This window comes from Gemmatimonadota bacterium (assembly GCA_026706345.1).
Taxonomy (GTDB): domain Bacteria; phylum JAAXHH01; class JAAXHH01; order JAAXHH01; family JAAXHH01; genus JAAXHH01.
In genome coordinates this window covers 1-3411 of record JAPOYX010000124.1, presented here as the reverse complement: position 1 = coordinate 3411, position 3411 = coordinate 1, and the positions used below count along the sequence as shown (strand labels likewise).

Genomic DNA, 3411 nt, shown 5'->3' with positions numbered 1-3411 from the left:
AATGGCCGCATTGAGGATCTGCGCGAAGTTGCAAAAGTCATGCATGGAAAAAAGACGCATACCCTATGGCAATATGGTAAATCAACCAGGTTGGGATGGTAAAGTTGAAACCGAAGGTTCTTTTCTTGAGTTTGTCCCAAACGGTGCGTCTTTTTGGGAGATTGGAACTGGCGGTAGGCCACAGAGCAAAGCAACGAGGGTGTTCAACCAAAGAACAGAATGCCTTCCTGCAGATATTAGATCAACGTCGACTTTTGTATTTGTGACGCCGCGATCTGCGGGAGTCGATGGCTGGAGTGAACCGAAACAATCTAAATGGCTACTCGATCGACAAAACAGAGGTTGGCAGTCGGTTCGCATTATCGATGGAATAAAACTTGCTGACTGGTTAAGGGAATTCCCTTCGATCGGTCGATGGATGGCTGCAAAAATAGGCATGTCAGACAGCTTAGGAGGATTTACCACGCCAAAGGAGCACTGGGACGTAATTCTGTCTATGACAGCTATAGACGATCCACCTATTCCGCCTAATTTGTTTGTTGTTGGACGAAGCGATGTATGTGGTGCAGCTAAGGCACTATTTGATGGGCGTACGCAGAAGTTAATGTTGTTTGTGGAAAGCGAGCATGATGTAGCGGATTTCGTAGCTGCTTTTATTACTACATTGGATGAATCTTCAGCAAGATCTTATGCAAATCGTTGCCTGTTTATTACTAGCGAGGATGCGTGGCGTTCGGTTATAGAAGTTCAAAAACCTCACGTGCTAGTCGCATATCCTCAACTAGGATTGGATACAGAAGAAAAAGCTGATTTACTTACAATTGCTATACAAAAAGGCCATGCTGTTATTGTACCTATCTCCAGTATTTGGTACAACAGGGAGAGTCCGGATATTGTAAAACTACGAAACCCTACACAGTCACAAATCGAAACTGTCCTTAAAGAAGCAGAATACTCTGAGAATCGGGCTCGAGAACTTGCCGGTTATGGTGGAGATAGTGTATCGGCATTACGTAGGCATTTACAGGGTTTTGGAACCTTACCACCATATGCGACTTGGGAGAACAGTAGGTCTATTGCACAAGCGATCCTTATAGGCAAATGGGATGGTAACCGCCTCGCGGACAGAGCTGCAATTAAGACTTTGTTGGGAAAAGAATACGGGGAGTGGATCGAAACGATTAGAACTGATTCAATTCGTTCGGGCTCTCCCCTTATTCAACTAAATGAAAAATGGAGGTTTATTGCACGGGGAGAATCATGGAATTCACTAGGCATCAGAATAACGGATGATGATCTCGACCGGTTTAAGAAAGCCGCAATCTCCGTTCTCGGTGAGAAAGATCCCAAATTTGATTTACCCAAAGAAGACCGTTTCATGGCAAGTATCCACGAAAAGCAACTTATCCACTCGAATAACCTTCGAGAAGGGCTAGCAGAATCACTCGCTTTAGTTGGTTCAAGACCTCAAGCGCTCATCTCATGTTCTGATGGAAAATCAGAGTCCGTGGCTATTGAGGTTGTTCATGAGATTCTTCATGGGTCTTCTTGGATAACGTGGGGAAGTCTGGATTCTCTATTGCCACAATTTGCAGAAGCTGCCCCTGACGCGTTTCTGAGTGCAGTGGAAAGACAGACAGAGGACCTTGATAACTCCCAGTTTCACTGCCTATTCGAGCAAGAGGGAGGTGGAGAGGTTGGAGGATGGAACTACATCAGTGGTTTGCTATGGGCGTTGGAAACGCTTGCTTGGCATCCCGATTACCTTTGTCGGGTTTCCATGATATTGGCTGATCTTGCAGCAATTGATCCTGGGGGGAATTGGGCAAACCGACCGTCAAACTCTCTCGTAAGCATATTTCTACCTTGGTTTGTACAGACCTCGGCTTCTATCGAAATCCAGCGTGCCGCTGTTAATGCAGTCATTAGTGAGCATCCATCTGTTGGTTGGAAATTGGTAATGGACTTGATGCCGCATGCTCACGGTTCTACATCTGGATGTCACAAGCCAACCTGGCGAGATTTGATACCAAGAGAATGGAATGGAGGTTATGATGAATCCAAATACCGTGAATTGGTGACTGTATACACAAATTTGGCCGTAGGATTAGCTAAAACAGACACGGAAAAACTAATTGAGTTAGTTGATCGACTTATCAATCTACCAAGCAGCGCCAAACAAACCCTTTTACATCATCTTGCTTCAGATCAAGTAAAAGCACTCGATGATTCAGACCGTATGCCAATATGGGAGAAACTAAATAGCACGATTAGAAACAACAGGCGCTTCCCCGACGCTAAATGGGCGATGTCGTCCGATTCTATATCAGAACTTGAAAAAGTCGCTGATATCCTTGCTCCTCAATCACCAGTCTACCGATACAGGTACCTTTTTAATGAAGGTATACACGAACTCTATTACAGTGATTCACGTGACTACGAAGAACAACGTACTCAAATCGAGCACGATCGAAACACAGCTATTCAGTTGGTGATATCATACTCGGGAATCGAAGCGATTGTAGATTTCGCAAAATCCGTTGCTTCACCCAGAGAAGTAGGAATAGCGTTGGTTAGTGCAACTAGTGACGAAATCGAATATCTTGTACTTGATAAACTGCTACGTAGTGATAATGAGATTGAGCAACAGATCGTTTCAGGATATCTGTGGAAACAGTACAGTTTACTCGGTGTAAAGTGGGTCGAGTGCTCACTTAGTAGTGATTGGAGCATGGAAAAGAAGACAGTACTTCTGACATTGTTACCATTTGAGAATGCCATATGGCAGCTTGTCGAATCCCATATTGATGAAAAACATCAGAGACTGTATTGGCAGAACACCAATGCGTTTGTTGCAAGAGCAGGGCAAGAAATCAACTATGCTGTTGATAAACTACTCGACTGTGGGCGTAGTCCCGAAGCATTGCATTGTATATGGTATGCTAAACTTGAAGAGCAGGAAATCGATACTCGTTTAGCTGTAAGAACTCTCCAATCTATATCGGAAACTCGAGACGCATTCAAAAGAGTAAGAACTGACTGGATAGTTGATGTAATTCAATACTTGCAGGACTCAGCAGTGCTAGATCCGGAAGTGTTGTTTTCAATTGAATGGAGTTTCCTCCCACTTTGGGGTCAGTTTTCTTCTGGCTCACCAAAGACACTAGAGAATCACCTATCTTCAAATCCAACCATTTTTGCGGAATTCCTCTCTTTCTGCTACCGTTCGAAAAACGAAAAGAAACCCTCGCAGGACAAAATTGACAGTCAACGGGCTGAACTCGCGCAAGCCGCATTCGAGGAACTTGCTGGTGGGAAACGGTGGCCGGGTGTAGCTTCTGATGGATCATTTGATACAAAGGCATTTAACGACTGGATAGACGAAGTAATTAAAATCACGGATCAGTCCGG

Annotated in this window: 1 protein-coding gene; it reads left to right on the top strand. The window is 44.4% G+C overall.

All coding sequences use genetic code 11. From position 1 onward, the window contains the following. Positions 1 to 43: 43 nt before the first annotated feature. Positions 44 to 3411: hypothetical protein (locus OXG98_08105; protein MCY3771967.1), on the top strand; the 3368-nt coding region annotated here is incomplete at its 3' end.